This window comes from Erwinia wuhanensis (assembly GCF_030484085.1).
Classification (GTDB): Bacteria; Pseudomonadota; Gammaproteobacteria; order Enterobacterales; family Enterobacteriaceae; genus Erwinia; species Erwinia aeris.
Map to the genome: position 1 here is coordinate 1 of NZ_JAUJUH010000010.1, position 17677 is coordinate 17677.

Sequence of the window (17677 nt, forward strand, 5' to 3'; positions counted from 1 at the left end):
GCTTGATATCAATCCTGCGAGTGCCCACACAGATTGTCTGATAAATTGTTAAAGAGCGTTGCGAGCAGTGCTTTCGCTTCCTGCCGCGAGGTGGCGTATATTACGCTTTCCTCCTTCAGAGTCAACCACTTTTTCAGAAGTTTTCTCCGGCGATTCAGCTTCCTGAACCTTCTGACCCGGTGACCGTCAGGCCGTTGTTCCGTGTCAGTGGAGGCGCATTATAGGGAGTTTCTGACGGCTGACAACCCCTATTTTTAAAAAATTTTCCGACCGTTGTTTTTTTATGCAAAGCCGGGCTAAAGCGCCAGTTTTTCGAGCTTTTCGAAGCCATAACGCCGTAAAACGGGCATTAATTGTACTGCCTGCTCCGTCATTGCCAGACAAAAGGCCAGATTACTTTCTTCGGAGAAGACTTTTGGCGACTCATTTTCCAGCAGCCAGACGGTGCGACGCGCGATAGCCGCGCCGGAGTCGATTAATCGCGTCCCTTCAGGCAATACCTGTTGCAGTTCATCCGCCAATAAAGGGAAGTGCGTGCAGCCGAGCACCACCGTATCGGGCGGCTCTTTCATCCGCAGCCAGGGTTGCAGGATCTGTCTTACCTGCTCCAGCGGCACCTCTTTACCCTGCAGCTTGGCTTCCGCCAGCTCCACCAGCTCTGCGGAACCCAGCATTTCCGTTTTGCATTCACCGGCGAAGCGCTTAACCAGCTCATGGGTATAAGGACGCTTTACCGTCCCTCGCGTCGCCAGCAGGCCGACTACGCCGTTACGCGTTAAGCGCGCAGCGGGTTTAATTGCCGGCACCACGCCGACGACAGGAAAACTGAAACGTTCGCGCAGGGAGGGAAGCGTAACGGTGCTGGCCGAGTTGCAGGCGATAACTACCAGCGACAGCGGATACAGACGCGTAACGGCGGTCACGATTTCAAGCACGCGTTCAACAATAAAAGCTTCGCTTTTTTCACCGTAGGGGAAGGCGACGTTATCGAAGGTGTAGATATAGTGCAGATCCGGCAGCAGCTGCCGGATCTCTTCGCAGACGGAAAGCCCACCGACGCCGGAATCAAACACCAGCACGGTGGGTCGCGGATTAGAAGGTGTAGCTGCCGCTGAGGTAATACTCCCTTCCTGGAGTTTGATAGCCATAAACTGTCTCGTAATCTTTATCAAACAGGTTGGCTATTCTACCACGAACGGTCAGCCGGGATGTGACCGGATACGAAACCGCGAGATCCCATAAGCTGACGCCGCCAAGCTTCACAATTTTGCCGCTGGCATCCTGTGAATACTCTTTATCGTAGCGCTGGCCCAGATATTGATAGCTGAGCGACCAGTCGAAGGCATACAGGGTGTAATCAAGCTGATACTTCACCTGCTGTTTGGCGCGACGCAAGAGGATTTCGTTGGTTTCACCGTTACGCGCATCCGTATAGTCATAGGAAAGCGTGTGGCTGACGGGGCCGGTATCAAACGACGCCGTGGTTTCCACGCCTTTAATCGTGGCTTTATTCACGTTGTAGTAGCTGCTGGTTACGTTGCTGTAGTCGATCAGACTATCGATATCGTTGCGATAGCCCGACACGTGCCAGGTAACCGGGCCGGTCAGGCCTTCGAAGCCCCCTTCCCACTGCTTGCTTTGCTCCGGATCGAGATCGCTGTTGCCGCCAAAGGAGCCGTAAAGCTGGCCGATGGTTGGCGCCTTAAAGGCCGTTCCATAGCTGGCGATAACGCGATAGCCTTCTGCGAACTCCCATGCGCCGCTGGTTTGCCAGGTGTTATGCCAGCCAAACTCGGCATGATCGTCGCCGCGCACCGCGCCTTCCAGCGTCAGTGAACCGAACGCCTGCTGGGCTGTTGCATAAAGGCCGGTATTTGTTACTTCGTGGCTGTCGGTAACGTAGGCCGTGCCGGGCTCGATGGTTTGCTTCTGCCAGTCGACGCCGCCGCTAACGCTGCCGTTGCCTACCACAATGTTATTGCCCCATTGCAGATTGTACTGCTGCGAGTCGTCTAACGTAGCGGATCCGTCATACCGTCCCAGGCCTGGGCTGTAGTTGTAATCTTTAGAGTGGCTATAGCTGGCGACAAGCTGAGAAGAGTAAAGCCCGTTATTGAAGCGCAGGCCGCCATCCCACGTCTGGCTGTAAAGCTGACGCGTATCGACATAGGTATCCGGCTTAACATAGGTAGAGTAGCCATCGTAGGCCGTGCGGTTGTCGTAGCCGTAGCCGCGCACGAAACCGCTGAACTCGTCATTGATCTGCTGTTCAATCGCGCCGTAAAGCGTTTTGCTCATAAAGCCATCGCGATCTTTCTGCCGCTCGTTGCCTGAAGCATCCGGATAGTTCGCCACCACATCATACCCTTTGGTATAGGTATAGTTACCCGCCAGGGTCACACGCGTGTTTTCCCCCAGCATCTGTTGCGTGGCGCCGTCATAAGCCTGATAGCCGTTTGAACCGACTCCGGCCGTTAAGGTCGTGCCCGGTTTTTCCCGCCCGGTAATAATGTTAACCACGCCGCCAATCGCATCAGAGCCATAAACGGCCGAGCGCGCGCCGCGCACGTATTCAATACGCTGCACCAGCGAGATCGGGATTTGGCTGAGGTCGGAAGAGCCGCTGATGCCGGCCTGATTCAGGCGAATGCCGTCAATCAGCACCAGCACGTGGCTGGAGTTGGTGCCGCGAATAAACAGCGAGGTTTGCTGCCCCAGCCCACCGTTGCGCGCGATATCCACGCCCGGCAGCCGACGCATCACATCGGCAACGCTTTTCGACTGCCAGCGATCTATCTCCTCGCGCGTGACGACCGTGGTGGGCGCAAGCACGGAGGAAACGGGTTGTGCAAAACGGTTTGCGGTGGTGACCAACGTGCTGTCGGCATCCTGCGCAAAGCCATATTGCGCCCAGAGGGAAAGTGCCGTAGCGCTGAAGGCGAACAGCTTCGGTTTCGTTATCATGGTGTCAGAGCATCCGGTAGATCATGCAGATGCCGCAGGCATACGAGAAAGAACGCGCTCGTAGGAGTTGCGACGTAATCACCGGCAGGTCTTCGGGCTCGGAATCATGAAACGGTGCAGACTTCCCATCCAAAGACAGTGTCAGGCACCCACGACGACATTCCATACCGCTGCGCGTCAGCTCCAGCTTTGCACTGGATTCCCTTTTAACTTATTGAAAGGCCGGCAGCGCATTTTATGGTTAACCCATACAGAATTCCAGACGCCCGCGCATCCAAACGATGCCAGCACCGGACAACGCTGGACATTACGCGGCGGATGCCTACAATCGCAGGGCTTTTAAGGCCCTTAACCCAGGAATGACCATGACTCCCGAACAGCTGCCGATCGAACACTACGATGCCCAACTGGAAGAGAAAGTAGCCCGTCTGCAAACGCTGATGGTTCCTTTTACCGCACAGGATGTCGAAGTTTTCCGTTCGCCAGTCAGCCACTACCGTATGCGCGCTGAGTTCCGGATCTGGCACGACGGCGACGACCTCTACCATATTATTTTTGACCAGCAGACGCGCCAGCGTATCCGCGTCGACAGCTTTCCGGCGGCCAGTGAACTGATCAATCAGCTGATGCCTCGCCTGATTGACGCCGTGCGCGATAAGCCGGTGCTGCGCCATAAGCTGTTCCAGATTGATTATCTCTCCACGCTGAGCAAGCAGATTGTGGTTTCCATGCTTTACCATCGCGCGCTGACGGATGAATGGCAGCAGGCGGCCACGGCGCTGCGTGACGAGCTGCGTGCGGAAGGCTTCGATCTGCATCTGATTGGCCGCGCCACTAAAACCAAAATCTGCCTGGATCGGGATTTTGTGGACGAGCGTTTACCGGTAGCCGGAAAAGAGCTGATCTATCGTCAGGTAGAGAACAGCTTTACCCAGCCGAACGCGGCGATGAACATTAAAATGCTGGAGTGGGCGCTGGACGTGACAAAAGACGCCAGCGGCGATTTGCTGGAACTCTACTGCGGCAACGGCAACTTCTCTTTAGCGCTGGCACGCAATTTCCGTCGCGTGCTGGCTACGGAGATCGCCAAACCGTCGGTCGCTTCCGCCCAGTACAATATTGCCGTCAACAATATTGAAAACGTGCAGATTATCCGCATGGCGGCAGAAGAGTTTACCCAGGCGATGAACGGCACGCGCCAGTTTAACCGTCTGGAAGGCATCGATCTCAGCAGCTACGAGTGCGAGACTATCTTTGTCGATCCGCCGCGTAGCGGGCTGGATGAAGAGACGGTAAAAATGGTGCAGGCTTACCCGCGCATCTTTTATATCTCCTGCAACCCGCAGACGCTGTGCGACAATCTGGCTACGCTTTCCGCCACCCATGACGTTGAACGGCTGGCGCTGTTTGACCAGTTCCCCTATACCCATCATATGGAGTGCGGCGTTCTGCTGACGCGGCGCTAAACGCAAAAGAGCGATGCCAGGCATCGCTCTTTTTATTGCACCGTCGGGCGTTAGCCGCCTCTGCGCGCCCGCAGCTTCAGGCCAATCCAGAAAATTAGCGCAACCATCAAAATAGTCTGCACAAAGTTAGAACCGATTTCAGGATATTCCGCGCGGACGATAGCGCTGTAAACCAGGATGCCGAGCAGGAAAAACGCAGCGGCGAGAGAAGGCATGCCGTCCGGCATCGCGCGGTTAAGATAGCGCTGATGCAGGCACCAGGCGGAAAGGCCCAGCGCGATAAGCGGGAAAACGGAAAACGGCACTATCGAACTGAACAGCACCGAAAACGAGCCGTTAATGGATAGCCCGGTCAGAAAGGCCAGCAGCAGCGTACCCTTGTCCCGGCCAGTCGCTAAACTCATCTCACTCTCCTAATCATGGGCGCCTGGCGACACCGCCAGCCGCTCCTGTTCGCGTCGATACCAGTAGTAAGCGCCTTTAGAGATCATCCGTAGCTGCAACACCAGCCGCTCTTCAAGCTGGCGTCGCTGCGCCACGTCGATATCCAGCGCCTCGGCCCCGGCGTTAAAGACAATAATAACCATCGCCTCCGCCTGCGCTTCGGTAAAGCTGCGCGGCATACGATTTTCAACTTCAAGATAGTCCGCCAGCTCGGCGATAAAATGCTGGATTTCACGGGCTACCGCGGCGCGAAACGCGGCCGACGTGCCGGAGCGTTCACGCAACAGCAGGCGGAAAGCGTTGGGATTATTGCCGATGAATTCCATAAATGTGGACACCGAGGTGCGGATAACGCTGCCGCCTTTAGCGATACGCTGACGCGCCTGGCGCATCAGCTGGCGCAGCATCAGGCCGCTCTCATCCACCATTGTCAGCCCAAGCTCGTCAACATCGCGAAAATGACGATAAAAGGAAGTCGGCGCGATGCCCGCTTCCCTGGCGACTTCCCGCAGGCTCAGGCTGGCAAAACTCCGCTCGGCACTCAGTTGGCTGAATGCCGCTTCGATCAGCGAACGCCGTGTCCGTTCTTTTTGCTGCGCTCTGACGCCCATGTTTGTGCCTGTTTTGCCTGCCAGATTTGCACTATATCAAACTTTTCAGCGTACAGCGGTATCAACTTTGTGTACGCCTGTTAACCTTCCGCTTTGTCAATAAATGGCAAATTGAACAGTTAAAATTGGGAACCCGCTCACGAGATGTTAGAATAAAGTTGAAAATTTGTATAAGAATATAGGACGTATTGGTATGCAACAGTCTTATGATTACGACGCCATCGTGATTGGTTCCGGTCCTGGCGGCGAAGGCGCGGCGATGGGCCTGGTTAAACAGGGCGCGCGCATTGCCGTTATCGAGCGTTATCACAATATCGGCGGCGGTTGTACCCATTGGGGAACCATTCCATCAAAAGCACTCCGCCACGCCGTCAGCCGCATTATCGAATTTAACCAGAATCCGCTTTACAGCGATCACACCCGCCTGCTGCGCTCTTCTTTTGCTGACATTCTGAACCATACGGAAAACGTTATCAGTCAGCAAACGCGGATGCGTCAGGGCTTTTACGAGCGCAACCGCTGCGAACTGTATCAGGGCGACGCCCGTTTCGTTGACGCCAACACTATCGAAATCGTTACGCACGACGGCAGCGTGGAAAGACTGACCGCTGAGAAATTTGTTATCGCCTGCGGCTCGCGTCCTTATCATCCGGTAGACGTGGACTTTACCCATCCGCGCATTTACGACAGCGATTCCATTCTTAATCTGCATCATGAACCTGGCCACGTGATTATTTATGGCGCGGGCGTGATCGGCTGCGAATATGCTTCTATCTTCCGTGGACTGAACGTAAAAGTTGATTTAATCAACACGCGCGATCATCTGCTGGCGTTTCTCGATCAGGAAATCTCAGATTCGCTTTCCTACCATTTCTGGAACAGCGGCGTGGTTATCCGCCATAACGAAGAGTTCGAGAAAATCGAAGGCGTCAGCGACGGCGTGATCATGCATCTGAAGTCCGGCAAAAAAGTGAAGGCCGACTGCCTGCTGTACGCCAACGGCCGTACCGGGAATACCGATGCGCTGGGGCTGGAAAACGTCGGGCTGGAGGCGGACGGCCGTGGCCTGCTGAAGGTCAACAGCATGTATCAGACCGCCCAGCCGCATATTTATGCCGTAGGCGATGTGATCGGCTATCCAAGCCTGGCTTCTGCCGCTTACGATCAGGGCCGCATTGCCGCTCAGGCGCTGATGAAAGGCGAAGCGAACGCGCACCTGATTGAGGATATCCCAACCGGTATTTATACCATTCCGGAAATCAGTTCGGTGGGCAAAACGGAGCAGCAGCTGACGGCGATGAAGGTGCCTTACGAAGTGGGTCGGGCGCAGTTTAAGCATCTGGCGCGCGCACAGATTGTGGGGATGAACGTCGGCAGCCTGAAGATCCTTTTCCACCGTGAAACCAAAGAGATCCTGGGGATCCACTGCTTTGGCGAACGCGCTGCCGAGATCATTCATATCGGCCAGGCCATCATGGAGCAGAAAAACGGCGGCAACACGATTGAATACTTCGTGAATACCACCTTTAACTATCCCACCATGGCCGAAGCCTACCGCGTGGCCGCGCTGAACGGGTTAAACCGCCTGTTTTAACGCGCTGTTCATATAGCCCTGCATATGGGTGCGGATCGCCTCTGCCAGCTGCTCATAGCGGCCGCGCAGCGGCGAGCCTGGCCGGTACACCAGCGCGATGGTGCGCTGCGGTTCCGGTTTGTAGCACGGCAGATAGCAAACGCCGTCGCGCACGCGCTCTTTCGGCACCGCCAGCGCGGGCAGCAGCGTGATGCCGCTGCCTGCCGCCACCATATTACGCAGCGTTTCCAGGCTGGTGGCGCGGAAATGCGTGTCTTCGTCTGCCCCGGCCTGAAAGCAAAAGCCCATTGCCTGATCGCGCAGGCAGTGGCCGTCTTCCAGCATCAGCAGCTTCTCGCCAGACAGATCCGACATCGGTACGCGATCGCGGTCGTGCCACGGATGATCCTGATAGATCGCCAGCTTCATCGGCTCATCAAACAGCGGCACCTCGATAAAGGCTTCTGACTCTTTCACCAGGGCCAGGATCGCGCAGTCGAGCTTGCCGCTGTCCAGCTGCGCCAGCAGCTGCTGCGTTTGCGCCTCGTGCAGATACATCTCCAGCTTGGGAAAGGTTTTGTGCAGCGTCGGGATAATCTGCGGCAGCAGATAAGGTCCCACGGTCGGGATCAGCCCGATATGCAGCGGCCCGGACATCGCCTCGCCCTGCTGGCTGGCCATCTCTTTCAGCACCTTGACCTCGCGCAGCACGGTGCGCGCCTGGTCGACCAGCAACAGGCCAGCCTGAGTGAAAAGCACTTTACGGCTGGTGCGTTCTAACAGCATAACGCCCAGTTCATCTTCCAGCTTGCGGATCTGACCGCTGAGCGTAGGTTGACTGACGTGGCAGGAATCAGCTGCCCGTCGGAAATGCCGATGTTCAGCCAACGCTACCAGATACTCAAGATCGCGAATATTCATCTTTTCCTCCGAGCCACGATAGTTCATGGCGATAGATAGAATAGCAATCAACGATTAGCCCTATCAAGCCCGGATGATAATAATGTCACCCGTTCGAGAGATGAGTCACTTTTACCCCTAATCAAGAGGTAGTTTATGTTTGCAAGTCAGGAAGGTAAGTCAGTCCCGCAGGTCACTTTTCATACGCGTCAGGGCGACAGCTGGGTAGACGTCACGACTGATGAGCTGTTTAAAGACAAAACTGTCATCGTGTTCTCTTTGCCAGGCGCGTTTACGCCAACCTGTTCATCGAGCCATCTGCCACGCTATAACGAGCTGTCAGACGTTTTCAAAAAACATGGCGTGGACAATATTCTGTGTGTATCGGTCAATGACACCTTCGTTATGAACGCGTGGAAAGCCGATCAGCACGCTAACAACATTACCTTTATCCCGGATGGCAACGGCGATTTTACTCGCGGCATGGAAATGCTGGTCGAGAAAGCGGATCTGGGCTTTGGCCCGCGCTCATGGCGCTACTCCATGCTGGTTCGCAACGGCGTGGTAGAGAAAATGTTTGTTGAGCCAAACAAGCCGGGCGACCCGTTTGAAGTGTCTGATGCCGACACCATGCTGCGCTATCTGGCACCGGAATTTAAGGTGCAGGAGTCCGTGTCCCTGTTCACCAAGCCGGGCTGCCCGTTCTGCGCTAAAGCCAAGCAGATGCTGTTGGATCGCGGTATTCAGTACGAAGAAATCGTGCTGGGCCAGGATGCCACCACCGTCAGCCTGCGCGCTGTAACCGGCCGTGCGACCGTTCCTCAGGTCTTTATCGGCGGACGCCACATCGGCGGCAGCGACGATCTGGAACAGTTCTTTTTAGCCTAAGAATTAAGAAGGCGAGCCATCGCCCGCCCTCTTATGTGCCTAAAATAAAAATATAAGTCGAAATTAGTTGGCGGGCCTGATGCCCGCCTTTTTTTTGCTTACGCCAGGCGATTTTTCGCGTCGGTAATCGCAAGCGACACCTGATGCGGCGAAACGCCACCCTTCGCATTACGCTTGTCCAGACAGGATTGCAGCGACAGGATTGGATAGACGTCTTCACCAATCACCTTGCTGTACTGTTGCAGCTCTTCCAGCCTTAGCGCTTCCAGCGCCACGCCTTTGCCAATTGCCGCCACAACGACTTCGCCCACGATATGATGCGCTTCGCGGAACGGGACGCCTTTAGCTACCAGATAGTCAGCCAGCTCGGTCGCATTGGCGTAGCCCTGCTCTGCCGCTTCCTGGCAGCGCGGACGCTTCACCTGAATGCCGTCCAGCACCAGCGCGGCCATATGCAGACAGTCGGACCAGGTGTCCAGCGCGTCGAACAGGCCTTCTTTGTCTTCCTGCATATCTTTGTTGTAGGCCAGCGGCAGGCCTTTCAGCGTCATCATCATGCCGGTCAGCGCGCCCTGCACGCGGCCGCACTTGCCGCGGATCAGCTCCAGCGCGTCCGGGTTTTTCTTCTGCGGCATCAGCGAAGAGCCGGAGGTAACCTTATCGGACAGCTCAACAAAGCCTGACTCGCCGGTATTGAAGAAAATCAGATCTTCGGCGAAGCGGGAAAGATGCACCATGCCGATAGAGGCGTCGGAAAGCAGCTCCAGCACGTGATCGCGGTCGGAAACGGTGTCCAGGCTGTTGCGCGTGGCGGAGGCAAAGCCCAGCCAGCCGGCCAGCTGCTCGCGGTCGATCTCGTAAGCCGTGCCGGCCAGCGCGCCGCAGCCCAGCGGGCTGACGTCCAGACGCTTCAGCGTATCCTGCAGGCGGCTTTCATCCCGCGCCAGCATCTCGACATAAGCCAGGCACCAGTGCGCAAAGGTCACCGGCTGCGCGCGCTGCAAATGGGTGTAGCCCGGCATGACCGCGTCCTGGTTCGCTTCTGCCGTGGCCACCAGCGCCTGCTGTAGCTGACGCGTGGCGATCAGCAGCTCGCCGATCTGCGCTTTGCACCAGAGCTTCAGATCGGTGGCGACCTGATCGTTACGGCTGCGGCCGGTATGCAACTTTTTGCCGAGCGCGCCGACTTTCTCAATCAGCCTGCCTTCAACATAGCTGTGAATATCTTCCGCATCGCTTTCCAGGATCTGCTGCGGATTAGCGCGTACTTCCTCAAGCAGCACGTTCAGCGCGGTTTCCAGCTGCTGCTGCTCTTCTGTAGTCAGAACATTGACCGTCACCAGCGCTTTGGACCAGGCTACGGACCCGACAATGTCCTGCTCTGCCAGACGATAGTCAAAGCGCAGCGAGTCATTAAACAGTTTGAAACGTTGATCTGCTGCCTGAGTAAACCGTCCACCCCAAAGTGCCATGTCAGTGCTCCCTTAAATTCGTTGAGTTTTCTTTAAAAGGCGGCCTGCGCCGCCTTATTTCGCCAGGCTAAATACCGGCTTACTTTTTCTCGTTCAGCGCACGAATGCGTGAAGAGAGCGAGAACAGACGGATAAAGCCGCCCGCGTGACGATGGTCGTACACTTCATCTTCGCCGAAGGTCGCAAACTCTTCTGAATAGAGGCTGTTAGCGGATTTTTTCTGGATCGCCGTAACCTGACCTTTATAAAGTTGCAGCACCACTTCGCCGTTGACTTCTTCCGCCAGCGATTCGGCAGCGGCCTGAATGGATTTACGCAGCGGCGCGAACCAGCGGCCGTCGTAAACCACGTAGGACATCTCGTGGCCCAGCTGTTCGCGCCATTTGAAGCTGTCGCGATCCAGCACCAGCTGCTCAACCGCACGCAGCGCGTTGACCATAATGGTGCCGCCAGGGGTTTCGTAGCAGCCGCGAGACTTGATGCCCACCAGACGGTTTTCGACGATATCGATACGGCCCACGCCGTGTTTCGCGCCGATAACGTTCAGTTTTTCCAGGCAGCCGAACGGGCTTAGCGCTTCGCCGTTTACGGCAACCACGCGGCCTTTCTCCACGGATACCGTCACCTGCTCAGGCTGGTCCGGCGCTTCCAGCGGATCGACAGTCCAGACCCAGCAGTCTTTGTTTGGCGCATTCCACGGGCTTTCCAGCACGCCGCCTTCGGTAGAGATATGCCAGGCGTTTTCATCACGGCTGTAGATTTTTTCCAGCGACGCGGTGGTCGGGATGTTGCGCTCTTTCAGATAGTCGAGCAGCGCCTCACGGGAACGCAGGTTCCACTCGCGCCATGGCGCAACCACTTTCAGCTGTGGGGCCAGCGCGGTGTAGGTGGTTTCGAAACGCACCTGGTCGTTGCCTTTACCGGTTGCGCCGTGGCACAGCGCATCTGCGCCGACTTTCAGCGCCAGCTCAACCTGCGCTTTGGCGATAATAGGACGCGCCATCGACGTGCCCAGCAGATAAGTACCTTCATACAGCGCGCCGGTTTGCAGCACGGGATAGACGTAATCGCTGATGAATTCTTCACGCAGATCCACTACGTGGCATTCGGAAGCGCCGGACTGCAACGCTTTCTGCTCAACGCCTTCCAGATCGCCACGCTCCTGGCCGATATCGGCCACGAAAGCGACCACTTCACAGCCGCCGTAGTTCTCTTTCAGCCACGGAATAATCGCGGAGGTATCCAGACCGCCAGAGTAAGCCAGAACGATTTTTTTGATGCTTTTATCTTGCATTGTCATTTCCTTGAACCGGTTAAGCGAGGATCCGGGTGCCAATCGACACGCCGTTAAATAGGGTTGGTAGCTGTTCGGCATGACGCCAGCTGGCGATATCGACCGGACGGCCCAGCGTGCGGGCGGCATCCAGCGCAGCGTTGACTTTAACAATCATGCCGTCGGTAATGATGCCCTGGGCGATTAGCTGTTCTGCCAGCGCCGTCGTCATCTCTTCGATGCGCTGGCCTTTGCCGTCCAGAATGCCGCTGACGTCGGAGAGCAGCACCAGATCGGCGCCCAGCGTCGAGGCCAGCGCGGTGGCGGCCTGGTCGGCGTTGACGTTCATCAGCTTGCCGTCTTCGGTGATGCCGATAGAGCTGATCACCGGCAGGTAGCCTGCTTCCAGCAGCGTAGTAATGAGTTTGGGATTGCCCGGCGTCGCCTGGCCCACGTGGCCCAGCTCTTCATCAAAAGCCGCCACGTTGACGCTGCCGCCGTCGCCCAGGCACAGGCCAACGGCATCAATACCGTGTTTTTTCGACCAGGCCAGCAGCGTTTTATTGGCGGTGCCCGCCAGCGCGCCGGTAATGATGTCGATCTGATCGGCTGGCGTGACGCGCAGGCCGTTTTTCTTTTTCACCGGCAGCGCCAGCTTCTTCATCAGCTCGTCGACCAGGCAGCCGCCGCCGTGAACGATCAGCAGCGGGCGCTGATGGGTTTCGCGGTACGCCACCAGTGCGTCAAACAGGCGCGCCAGCGCCTCTTCGCTATCCAGCAACACGCCGCCGAGTTTAATAATTAAAGGATTGGTCATGGGCTTTCTCACTGATTAAATAAGCGACTGCGTTTCCGGGAAGCCGAAACGAATATTCATACACTGCACCGCCTGCGACGACGCACCTTTCAGCAGGTTATCTTCCGCCGAGACGATAATCGCGTGCTCGCCCTGCACGGCAAAGCCGATATCGCAGAACGGCAGGCCGACCACGCCTTTGATCGACGGCACGCCTTTATCATAGACACGCACCAGCGGCTTATCGTGATAGGCGTTATGGAACGCTTCCGCCACGTCTTCACGCGTTACGCCCGCCTTCAGCCGACAGGTGGTGGTGGCCAGGATGCCGCGCGGGAAGTTGCCCAGGTGCGGCGTGAAGATCACCGGCACGCCAAGATGCGCGGCGATTTCCGGCTGGTGACGATGGGTGAAAATGCCATAAGGCTGCAGGCTGACCTCGCAGAAACTGGTGGTCACGGACGCTTTGCGTCCTGCGCCGCTGACGCCGCTGGTGGCGTTGATCACCGGCCACTGCGCTTCGTTCAGCAGATCCGCCGCAATCAGTGGCTTCAGCGCCAGCTGCGCGGCGGTCGGATAGCAGCCCGGCACGGCAATCAGCTGCGCTTCTTTTAGCTGGCTCTGCTGCCATTCGGCCAGGCCATACACGGCCTTTGCCAGCCACGCTTTATGCTGATGCGGGAAGCCGTAATAGTCGGTGAAGAAGCTCTCTTCGTTGACGCGGAACGCGGCTGACAGATCGAACACCACGCAGCCGGCGGCCAGGAATTCAGGCGCCAGGTCATGACTGACTTCGTGCGCCGTCGCCAGAAACACCACGTCCACTTTGTCGGCGAACTCTGCCGCGCTTGTCAGCGGCTGCAGCGGCATGTCCAGGATGCCTTTCAGCTGCGGATGCAGATCGGAAAGCAATTTTCCGGCGTCAGGGCTTTGCGCTGATACCGCTAAAGCGGTTATGTTCACCTGAGGGTGACGGTTCAGGTAGGTCGCAAGCTCTACGCCAGCATAGCCACTGGCACCAACAATCAGCGTATTTAACATCGGACACCTTATAACGGTCTCGGGTTTCGGGTGACGGCTTCACGCCGTATTCCCACGCGGTTAGCGCCGGTTATGCAGGAAATCTGGTTTCCATCCCCACGCCATTAATGTATTTTTATTCACTATTAATGCATGAATATTGATACTATCCTAACGCAAGGACTGTCAACAGTGAAGACAAAATTACCGCCTTTTATTGAGCTTTACCGTGAGTTGATCGCCACGCCGTCCATCAGCGCCACCGACAGCGCGATGGATCAGAGTAATGAAGCTTTAATCAGTTTGCTGGCAGGCTGGTTCCGCGATATTGGCTTTGAGGTGGAAGTGCAGCCGGTTCCCGGCACGCGCCATAAATTTAATATGCTGGCCCGTACCGGCAGCGGCGCTGGCGGCCTGTTGTTGGCTGGTCACAGCGACACCGTGCCGTTCGACGATGGTCGCTGGACGCGCGATCCCTTTGCGTTAACCGAACACGATAACAAGCTGTATGGCCTGGGCACCGCCGATATGAAAGGCTTCTTCGCCTTTATCCTTGATGCGCTGCGCGATGTTGACGTGAAAAAGCTGGCGAAACCGCTCTACGTGCTGGCGACCGCCGATGAAGAAACCACGATGGCGGGCGCGAAATATTTCTCTGAAAACGCCACAGTGCGGCCCGACTGCGCCATTATCGGCGAGCCTACCTCGCTACAGCCGGTACGGGCGCACAAAGGCCATATGTCGAACGTGATCCGCATTGAAGGCCAGTCGGGCCATTCCAGCGATCCTTCACGCGGGGTCAACGCCATTGAGCTGATGCATGAGTCCATCACGCAGCTGATGGCGCTGCGCGACACGCTGAAAACGCGCTATCGTCACGACGGTTTTGCCATTCCTTATCCCACCATGAACTTTGGCCATATCAGCGGCGGCGATGCGGCAAATCGCATTTGCGCCTGCTGCGATCTGCATATGGATCTGCGGCCGCTGCCGGGCCTGACGCTGAACGAGCTGGAAGGCTTGATTAACGAGGCGCTGGCGCCCGTCAGCGAACGCTGGCCGGGCCGCGTCAACGTCAGCCAGCTGCATCCGCCGATCCCCGGCTATGAATGTCCGGCCGATCATCGGCTGGTCAAAGTGGTGGAAAAGCTGTTGGGCACGGAAACCAGCATCGTGAACTACTGCACCGAAGCGCCGTTTATTCAGGAACTGTGCCCGACGCTGGTGTTAGGGCCAGGTTCGATTAACCAGGCGCACCAGCCGGATGAATATCTTGATACCGCTTTTATTAAACCTACCCGCGAATTGATTACGCAGGTCGTACAGCATTTTTGCAATCACTGAGTGAAAAGCGGGGCATTTAGCCAGTAAAACGGCCTTTTACCCCGGCTTTATCATTTGTTTCTCGATAAGAATAACTTATCTCGCTACGTCGCTGTTAAATTTCTTAAATTACCGCAAGTTAGCGACAGGTTCGCACACGTTTAAGTCAATTGACGGATGGACGGGAACGTGGCTAGATAAAAGGCAATGTTATACCGGCGACGGTAGAGAGTGATAAAAATAACGGTCAGGGGTCATATGAACGAACAATATTCCGCAATGCGAAGTAATGTCAGTATGCTCGGCAAACTGCTCGGGGATACGATTAAGGATGCGCTTGGCGAGAACATCCTGGATCGGGTGGAAACCATCCGTAAGCTCTCCAAGTCTTCCCGCGCGGGAAACGACGCCCACCGTAAAGAGCTGCTTACCACGCTGCAAAATTTATCCAATGACGAACTGCTGCCGGTGGCGCGCGCCTTCAGCCAGTTTCTGAACCTGACCAACGTCGCCGAGCAGTACCACACCATATCGCCCAAGGGCGAAGGCGCCAATCACCAGGAGCTGCTGGCGAAAACCTTCGAGCGCCTGAAGCAGCAGCCCAACCTGACGGAAGCCAAAATTCGCGAGGCTATCGAATCGCTTTCTCTGGAGCTGGTGCTGACCGCACACCCGACGGAGATCACCCGCCGCACGCTGATCCACAAGCTGGTCGAGGTCAACAGCTGTCTGAAACAGCTGGATCACAACGATCTTTCCGACTACGACCGATCGCAGATTATGCGTCGTTTGCGCCAGCTGGTTGCGCAGGCCTGGCATACCGATGAAATCCGTAAATATCGCCCGACGCCGGTCGATGAAGCCAAGTGGGGCTTCGCGGTGGTGGAAAACAGCCTGTGGGAAGGCGTCCCGGCCTTTCTGCGCGAGCTGTACGAGCAGGTAGAGGCGTCGTTTGGCGTTAAGCTGCCGGTAGATTTTGTGCCAGTTACCTTTACCTCCTGGATGGGCGGCGACCGCGACGGCAACCCGAACGTGACGGCTAAAATCACCCGCCACGTGCTGCAGCTAAGCCGCTGGAAAGCCACCGATTTGTTCCTGCGCGATATCGCCGTGCTGGTTTCCGAGCTGTCGATGTCGGAGTGTACGCCGGAAGTCCGCGAGCTGTGCGGCAACCCGGAGGCGCTGGAGCCTTACCGCGAAATCATGAAAAACCTGCGCGCCCAGCTGCTGGCGACCCAGGCGTATCTGGAGCGCCGCCTGAAGGGCGAGCGGCCTGCGCGTCCCGATAACCTGCTGATTGCCAACGAACAGCTTTGGGATCCGCTCTACGCCTGCTACCAGTCGTTGCAGGCCTGCGGTATGGGGATTATCGCCAACGGCCAGCTGCTGGACACGCTGCGCCGCATCAAGTGCTTCGGCGTGCCGTTGGTGCGCATCGATCTGCGTCAGGAGAGCACGCGCCACACCGACGCTATTGCAGAAGTCACCCGCTATTTAGGCCTGGGCGACTACGCCAGCTGGTCGGAAGCCGATAAACAGGCGTTTCTGATCAGCGAGCTGAGTTCCAAACGCCCGCTGCTGCCGCGTCAGTGGGAGCCGAGCGCCGAGACGCAGGAGGTGCTGGATACCTGCCGCGTGGCGGCGGAAGTGCCGAAAGGTTCCATTGCCGCTTACGTGATCTCAATGGCGAAAACGCCTTCCGACGTGCTGGCGGTGCATCTGCTGCTTAAAGAGGCGGGCATTCCTTTCGCCATGCCGGTGGCGCCGCTGTTTGAAACCCTGGACGACCTGAACAACGCCAACGACGTGATGCGTCAGCTGCTGGATATCGGCTGGTATCGCGGCTTTATCCAGGGCAAGCAGATGGTGATGATTGGCTACTCCGATTCGGCAAAAGACGCGGGCGTGATGGCCGCCAGCTGGGCCCAGTATCAGGCCCAGGATGCGCTGATTAAAACCTGCGAAAAAGCCGGTATCGCGCTGACGCTGTTCCACGGACGCGGCGGCACCATCGGCCGTGGCGGCGCGCCGGCCCACGCGGCGCTGCTTTCCCAGCCGCCGGGCAGCCTGAAAGGCGGCCTGCGCGTGACCGAGCAGGGCGAAATGATCCGCTTTAAATACGGCCTGCCGGAAGTCACCATCAGCAGCCTGACGCTTTACACCGGCGCCATCCTTGAAGCCAACCTGCTGCCGCCGCCGGAACCGGAAGCGGCCTGGTGCGGCATTATGGATCAGCTTTCCGCCGACTCCTGCGAGATGTATCGCGGCTACGTGCGTGAAAACGCCGACTTCGTGCCCTATTTCCGGTCGGCCACGCCGGAACAGGAGCTGGGCAAACTGCCGCTGGGCTCCCGTCCGGCCAAGCGGCGCCCCAGTGGCGGCGTCGAGTCGCTGCGCGCGATACCGTGGATCTTCGCCTGGACGCAGAACCGCCTGATGCTGCCTGCCTGGCTGGGCGCGGGCGCGGCGCTGCAAAAAGCGATGCAGGCGGGTCATCAGGATCAGCTGGAGGCGATGTGCCGCAACTGGCCGTTCTTCTCCACCCGTCTGGGGATGCTGGAAATGGTATTTTCCAAAGCCGATCTCTGGCTGGCGGAATATTACGATCAGCGGCTGGTGGACCAGACGCTGTGGCCGCTGGGCAGGCAGCTGCGCGACCAGCTGGATTCCGATATCAAAGCGGTGCTGACCATCGCCAACGATGCGCATTTGATGGCCGACCAGCCGTGGATTGCCGAATCCATCGCGCTGCGTAACGTTTATACCGATCCGCTGAACGTACTGCAGGCCGAGCTGCTGCACCGCTCCCGCCTACAGGAAACCAATGGTGAAGAGCCGGATCCGCGCGTTGAGCAGGCGCTGATGGTGACAATAGCCGGCGTCGCGGCGGGCATGCGTAATACGGGCTAACGGTACAGGGCGTTCATATCTGCCGGATATGAACGCC

The 17677-nt window shown here is 57.2% G+C and carries 14 protein-coding genes and 1 riboswitch; of the genes, 5 read left to right on the forward strand and 9 right to left on the reverse strand.

From position 1 onward, the window contains the following. Positions 1–296 precede the first annotated feature (296 nt). Both murI and btuB read right to left on the reverse strand, forming a co-directional pair. On the reverse strand, positions 297–1148 hold the full coding sequence (murI, locus tag QZH36_RS19895; RefSeq protein WP_253457155.1) for a glutamate racemase: 852 nt from the start codon (positions 1146–1148) through the stop codon (positions 297–299). Then, positions 1093–2964 (reverse strand): TonB-dependent vitamin B12 receptor BtuB, encoded by a 1872-nt coding sequence (gene btuB, locus QZH36_RS19900; RefSeq protein ID WP_301252501.1) that lies wholly within the window; start codon positions 2962–2964, stop codon positions 1093–1095. The genes murI and btuB overlap by 56 nt, the downstream gene beginning before the upstream one ends. Positions 2965–3030: 66 nt before the next feature. Then, a riboswitch (cobalamin riboswitch) is annotated at positions 3031–3203 on the reverse strand. 126 nt (positions 3204–3329) lie between these two features. Here btuB and trmA point away from each other — a divergent pair. Next, the gene (gene trmA / locus QZH36_RS19905; RefSeq protein WP_301730959.1) at positions 3330–4430 is read left to right on the forward strand and encodes a tRNA (uridine(54)-C5)-methyltransferase TrmA; all 1101 of its coding nucleotides are present in this window, start codon (positions 3330–3332) and stop codon (positions 4428–4430) included. Positions 4431–4480: 50 nt separating this feature from the next. Here the strand turns inward: trmA and QZH36_RS19910 are convergent, their stop codons facing one another. Continuing rightward, positions 4481–4834, reverse strand: coding sequence for a YijD family membrane protein (locus QZH36_RS19910; protein WP_253457144.1), 354 nt, complete (start codon positions 4832–4834; stop codon positions 4481–4483). 9 nt (positions 4835–4843) lie between these two features. Further along, positions 4844–5485, reverse strand: a complete 642-nt coding sequence (fabR, locus tag QZH36_RS19915; protein ID WP_253457141.1) for an HTH-type transcriptional repressor FabR — start codon at positions 5483–5485, stop codon at positions 4844–4846. 193 nt (positions 5486–5678) lie between these two features. On the opposite strand from fabR, the gene sthA reads away from it, so the two are divergent. Beyond that, positions 5679–7079: a Si-specific NAD(P)(+) transhydrogenase gene (gene sthA / locus QZH36_RS19920; RefSeq protein ID WP_253457139.1), complete on the forward strand. Its 1401-nt coding sequence runs from the start codon at positions 5679–5681 to the stop codon at positions 7077–7079. Here sthA and oxyR read toward each other — a convergent pair. Then, a complete protein-coding gene (gene oxyR / locus QZH36_RS19925; protein WP_253457136.1) occupies positions 7062–7979 on the reverse strand; it encodes a DNA-binding transcriptional regulator OxyR in 918 nt (305 codons plus the stop codon). The two genes, sthA and oxyR, sit on opposite strands and share 18 nt — an antisense overlap. Positions 7980–8114: 135 nt before the next feature. Here oxyR and QZH36_RS19930 point away from each other — a divergent pair, with 135 nt between their 5' ends. Then, positions 8115–8846, forward strand: coding sequence for a glutathione peroxidase (locus tag QZH36_RS19930; RefSeq protein WP_125290556.1), 732 nt, complete (start codon positions 8115–8117; stop codon positions 8844–8846). Between the two features lie 98 nt (positions 8847–8944). Here QZH36_RS19930 and argH read toward each other — a convergent pair whose 3' ends face one another. The 4 genes from argH to argC all read right to left on the reverse strand — a co-directional run bounded on the left by argH (position 8945) and on the right by argC (position 13428). Further along, entirely contained in the window at positions 8945–10318 is a 1374-nt protein-coding gene (argH, locus tag QZH36_RS19935) for an argininosuccinate lyase (RefSeq protein WP_253457133.1), read from the reverse strand. Between the two features lie 79 nt (positions 10319–10397). Beyond that, the gene (locus QZH36_RS19940) at positions 10398–11612 is read right to left on the reverse strand and encodes an argininosuccinate synthase (RefSeq protein ID WP_125290558.1); all 1215 of its coding nucleotides are present in this window, start codon (positions 11610–11612) and stop codon (positions 10398–10400) included. Between the two features lie 19 nt (positions 11613–11631). Beyond that, positions 11632–12408: an acetylglutamate kinase gene (argB, locus tag QZH36_RS19945; protein WP_253457130.1), complete on the reverse strand. Its 777-nt coding sequence runs from the start codon at positions 12406–12408 to the stop codon at positions 11632–11634. A gap of 15 nt (positions 12409–12423) precedes the next feature. Beyond that, positions 12424–13428 carry an N-acetyl-gamma-glutamyl-phosphate reductase gene (gene argC / locus QZH36_RS19950; RefSeq protein WP_253457127.1) on the reverse strand — a complete coding sequence of 335 codons (1005 nt, stop codon included), beginning with the start codon at positions 13426–13428 and terminating at the stop codon, positions 12424–12426. A gap of 171 nt (positions 13429–13599) precedes the next feature. Here argC and argE point away from each other — a divergent pair, with 171 nt between their 5' ends. Further along, complete coding sequence (argE, locus tag QZH36_RS19955; RefSeq protein ID WP_253457124.1) at positions 13600–14751, forward strand: acetylornithine deacetylase; 1152 nt, start codon at positions 13600–13602, stop codon at positions 14749–14751. A 237-nt stretch (positions 14752–14988) separates the two neighbouring features. After that, complete coding sequence (gene ppc / locus QZH36_RS19960; protein WP_301252495.1) at positions 14989–17640, forward strand: phosphoenolpyruvate carboxylase; 2652 nt, start codon at positions 14989–14991, stop codon at positions 17638–17640. Positions 17641–17677 lie beyond the last annotated feature (37 nt).